The 5,517-nt window shown below is 54.9% G+C and carries 2 rRNA genes; both read right to left on the reverse strand.

Annotated features, from left to right (window positions below):
* Positions 1-106 precede the first annotated feature (106 nt).
* Positions 107-3,273, reverse strand: a 23S ribosomal RNA gene (locus QMA10_RS17560).
* 535 nt (positions 3,274-3,808) lie between these two features.
* Positions 3,809-5,339: ribosomal RNA gene (locus QMA10_RS17565) — 16S ribosomal RNA — on the reverse strand.
* Together the 16S and 23S rRNA genes form the textbook arrangement of a ribosomal RNA operon.
* Positions 5,340-5,517 lie beyond the last annotated feature (178 nt).

The following is a 5,517-nucleotide window of genomic DNA, read 5'->3' on the forward strand; positions in this document are numbered from 1 at the left end:
ACGGGTTTGTTATCCGGGAACCACATAGTGGACGCAAGCAGCATTGATCATACACAACCCTTATTTAGCGGGAACGTTTGAAGTCGTTTCCTGCCCAGATTGTGATGTGGTGTAAGTTATCGGCCTATTAGTACCGGTCAGCTTCACGGGTCTTTAGTCCCCGCTTCCACATCCGGCCTATCAACCCAGTGGTCTGGCTGGGGGCCTCTCACACACAAGGTGTATGGAAATCTCATCTCGAAGCGGGCTTCCCGCTTAGATGCTTTCAGCGGTTATCCCATCCGAACGTAGCTAATCAGCGGTGCACTTGGCAGTACAACTGACACACCAGAGGTTCGTCCGTCCCGGTCCTCTCGTACTAAGGACAGCCCTTCTCAAATTTCCTGCGCGCGCAGCGGATAGGGACCGAACTGTCTCACGACGTTCTAAACCCAGCTCGCGTACCGCTTTAATGGGCGAACAGCCCAACCCTTGGGACCTACTCCAGCCCCAGGATGCGACGAGCCGACATCGAGGTGCCAAACCATGCCGTCGATATGGACTCTTGGGCAAGATCAGCCTGTTATCCCCGAGGTACCTTTTATCCGTTGAGCGACGGCCATTCCACAATGTACCGCCGGATCACTAGTCCCGACTTTCGTCCCTGCTCGAGATGTCTCTCTCACAGTCAAGCTCCCTTGTGCACTTACACTCGCCACCTGATTGCCAACCAGGCTGAGGGAACCTTTGGGCGCCTCCGTTACTCTTTAGGAGGCAACCGCCCCAGTTAAACTACCCATCAGGCACTGTCCCTGACCCGGATTACGGGCCGAAGTTAGATATCCAGTATGACCAGAGTGGTATTTCAACGATGACTCCACCCGAACTGGCGTCCGGGTCTCACAGTCTCCCACCTATCCTACACAAGCCACACCGAACACCAATACCAAACTATAGTAAAGGTCTCGGGGTCTTTCCGTCCTGCTGCGCGTAACGAGCATCTTTACTCGTACTGCAATTTCGCCGAGTTTATGGTTGAGACAGCGGGGAAGTCGTTACTCCATTCGTGCAGGTCGGAACTTACCCGACAAGGAATTTCGCTACCTTAGGATGGTTATAGTTACCACCGCCGTTTACTGGGGCTTAAATTCCCAGCTTCGCCCCAAAGGGCTAACCGGTCCTCTTAACCTTCCAGCACCGGGCAGGAGTCAGTCCGTATACATCGTCTTGCGACTTCGCACGGACCTGTGTTTTTAGTAAACAGTCGCTTCCCCCTGGTCTCTGCGGCCCCGATCCCCTCCGGACAGCAAGTGTCCATCAAGGTTGGGGCCCCCCTTCTCCCGAAGTTACGGGGGCATTTTGCCGAGTTCCTTAACCATAATTCTCTCGATCGCCTTAGTATTCTCTACCTGATCACCTGTGTCGGTTTGGGGTACGGGCGGCTAAAACCTCGCGCCGATGCTTTTCTAGGCAGCATAGGATCACCGGATTCCCACCCAAGGTGGGTCCCGTCAGATCTCAGGTGCGTCATCCAAGACACAGTGACGGATTTACCTATCACTGACCCTACATCCTTAGACCAGGACAACCATCGCCCGGCCCGGCTACCTTCCTGCGTCACACCTGTTAATACGCTTACCTCCCGGGATCAGGTCCCGCGCTCCACCAAAAACCGTGTCGCCACAAGGGCTAACGGTCAGGTATTGGGCGGTTAGTATCCCCCGATCAGTATTGGCGGTTTTTCGCCGGTACGGGAATATCAACCCGTTGTCCATCGACTACGCCTGTCGGCCTCGCCTTAGGTCCCGACTTACCCAGGGCAGATTAGCTTGACCCTGGAACCCTTGATCATTCGGCGGACGGGTTTCTCACCCGTCTTTCGCTACTCATGCCTGCATTCTCACTCGTGTAGGCTCCACCGCTGGTTTACACCGCGACTTCACTGCCCACACGACGCTCCCCTACCCATCCAAACGCTTGAACGAAAATGGATAAACCATCCGCTTGGCTAATATTTGAATGCCACAACTTCGGCGGTGTACTTGAGCCCCGCTACATTGTCGGCGCGGAATCACTTGACCAGTGAGCTATTACGCACTCTTTCAAGGATGGCTGCTTCTAAGCCAACCTCCTGGTTGTCTGAGCAACTCCACATCCTTTCCCACTTAGCACACGCTTAGGGGCCTTAGTTGGTGGTCTGGGCTGTTTCCCTCTCGACTATGAAGCTTATCCCCCACAGTCTCACTGCTGCGCTCTCACTTACCGGCATTCGGAGTTTGGCTGACGTCAGTAACCTTGTAGGGCCCATTAGCCATCCAGTAGCTCTACCTCCGGTAAGAAACACGCAACGCTGCACCTAAATGCATTTCGGGGAGAACCAGCTATCACGGAGTTTGATTGGCCTTTCACCCCTACCCACAGCTCATCCCCTCCATTTTCAACTGAAGTGGGTTCGGTCCTCCACGCGCTCTTACACACGCTTCAACCTGGCCATGGGTAGATCACTCCGCTTCGGGTCTAGATCACGCCACTGCATCGCCCTGTTCAGACTCGCTTTCGCTACGGCTTCCCCACACGGGTTAACCTCGCGACGTAACACTAACTCGCAGGCTCATTCTTCAAAAGGCACGCTGTCACAAGCACAACACCCACAAGGGGTACTGCCCTGCTCCAACGGATTGTAGGCACACGGTTTCAGGTACTGTTTCACTCCCCTCCCGGGGTACTTTTCACCTTTCCCTCACGGTACTTGTCCGCTATCGGTCATCAGGGAGTATTTAGGCTTACCAGGTGGTCCTGGCAGATTCGCACGGGATTTCTCGGGCCCCGTGCTACTTGGGATCCTCTCCAAGCGGCAGCATACATTCCGGTTACGGGGCTAACACCCTCTACGGCCGGGCTTTCAAACCCGTTCACCTATGCACCTGCACTCACTTCACCGATCCGGCAGAATCGATACGGAAAGTCCCGCAACCCCAGTGATGCAACGCCCGCCGGCTATCACACACCACTGGTTTAGCCTCTTCCGCGTTCGCTCGCCACTACTAACGGAATCACTATTGTTTTCTCTTCCTGTGGGTACTGAGATGTTTCACTTCCCCACGTTCCCTCCACGCACCCTATGTGTTCAGATGCGGGTCACCCGGTCACTCGCGCGCCGGGCGGGGTTTCCCCATTCGGACATCCTGGGATCAACGCTCGGTTATCAACTCCCCCAGGCTTATCGCAGATTCCTACGTCCTTCTTCGGCTCCTGATGCCAAGGCATCCACCGTGTGCCCTTAAAAACTTGACCACAAAGATCAATAAATATTATCGCTATCGAGAAAACCACGGCCTCACCAGGCACCCTCACGGGCACCGGGATCCACCAGGTTTATCTGAAATTGCACTTAATAATTTTAAGATGCTCGCGTCCACTATGTAGTTCTCAAACAACAACCCCGTCACACCCCTCCACCACCGCGTATCTACCGCGGATGATCTCAGGCCTGCGCAGGAACAATCAGAAACAACACGAAACCCGTGCCCTTCCCAACCCCTCCAAAAAAGGCTTGAAAATTCTTCGGTCCTGTTATTTCAGGACCCAACAGTGTGCCAAACGGAAAAACCCGGTACTCAAGCCACCGGCAGCCTTTCCAACCCGCAGACGATCATCCAAAGACAACCGAAGGGGCGTACTGTGCTGCCGGGCTCAACGCCGGGCACCTGCCTATTGATATTCCACCCTTGAGCACCCACCGGAAAACATATGCTTCCGACATGGGCATCTCCTGCAAAGCACACATCCAACACTGTGGAAGGACGCATCACCTTGAGGTGCTCCTTAGAAAGGAGGTGATCCAGCCGCACCTTCCGGTACGGCTACCTTGTTACGACTTAGTCCCAATCGCCGGTCCCACCTTCGACGGCTCCCTCCCCACAAGGGGGTTAGGCCACCGGCTTCGGGTGTTACCAACTTTCGTGACTTGACGGGCGGTGTGTACAAGGCCCGGGAACGTATTCACCGCAGCGTTGCTGATCTGCGATTACTAGCGACTCCAACTTCATGAGGTCGAGTTGCAGACCTCAATCCGAACTGAGACCGGCTTTTTGGGATTAGCTCCACCTCACAGTATCGCAACCCTTTGTACCGGCCATTGTAGCATGCGTGAAGCCCAAGACATAAGGGGCATGATGATTTGACGTCGTCCCCACCTTCCTCCGAGTTGACCCCGGCAGTCTCCTATGAGTCCCCGGCATAACCCGCTGGCAACATAGAACGAGGGTTGCGCTCGTTGCGGGACTTAACCCAACATCTCACGACACGAGCTGACGACAACCATGCACCACCTGTAAACCGGCCACAAGTGGGGGACCTGTTTCCAGGCCTTTCCGGTTCATGTCAAGCCTTGGTAAGGTTCTTCGCGTTGCATCGAATTAATCCGCATGCTCCGCCGCTTGTGCGGGCCCCCGTCAATTCCTTTGAGTTTTAGCCTTGCGGCCGTACTCCCCAGGCGGGGCACTTAATGCGTTAGCTACGGCGCGGAAAACGTGGAATGTCCCCCACACCTAGTGCCCAACGTTTACGGCATGGACTACCAGGGTATCTAATCCTGTTCGCTCCCCATGCTTTCGCTCCTCAGCGTCAGTTACAGCCCAGAGACCTGCCTTCGCCATCGGTGTTCCTCCTGATATCTGCGCATTTCACCGCTACACCAGGAATTCCAGTCTCCCCTACTGCACTCTAGTCTGCCCGTACCCACTGCAGACCCGGGGTTGAGCCCCGGGCTTTCACAGCAGACGCGACAAACCGCCTACGAGCTCTTTACGCCCAATAATTCCGGATAACGCTTGCGCCCTACGTATTACCGCGGCTGCTGGCACGTAGTTAGCCGGCGCTTCTTCTGCAGGTACCGTCACTTTCGCTTCTTCCCTGCTGAAAGAGGTTTACAACCCGAAGGCCTTCGTCCCTCACGCGGCGTCGCTGCATCAGGCTTTCGCCCATTGTGCAATATTCCCCACTGCTGCCTCCCGTAGGAGTCTGGGCCGTGTCTCAGTCCCAGTGTGGCCGGTCACCCTCTCAGGCCGGCTACCCGTCGTCGCCTTGGTGGGCCATTACCCCAACCAACTAGCTGATAGGCCGCGAGTCCATCCAAAACCGCATCAAGCTTTCCACCCCCATGACATGCGTCAGGAGGTCGTATCCGGTATTAGACCCGGTTTCCCAGGCTTATCCCGAAGTTAAGGGCAGGTTACTCACGTGTTACTCACCCGTTCGCCACTAATCATTTTGTGCAAGCACAAAAGTCATCGTTCGACTTGCATGTGTTAAGCACGCCGCCAGCGTTCATCCTGAGCCAGGATCAAACTCTCCGTAAATGTGTTACAGACACACGACCGGAGCCAAGGAAAATTGGCTGCACAGTCATGCACTAAATTCGAAACCAGCTAAAAAAGCTGCTCCCAGCCCACGGGGTGGGCGGAAACAACCAGTTCAACCAATTAAAATAATTGGTATCAATAAACTTGGCACACTATTGAGTTCTCAAACAACAGA

This window comes from Arthrobacter sp. APC 3897, assembly GCF_030407495.1.
Lineage (GTDB): Bacteria > Actinomycetota > Actinomycetes > Actinomycetales > Micrococcaceae > Arthrobacter_B.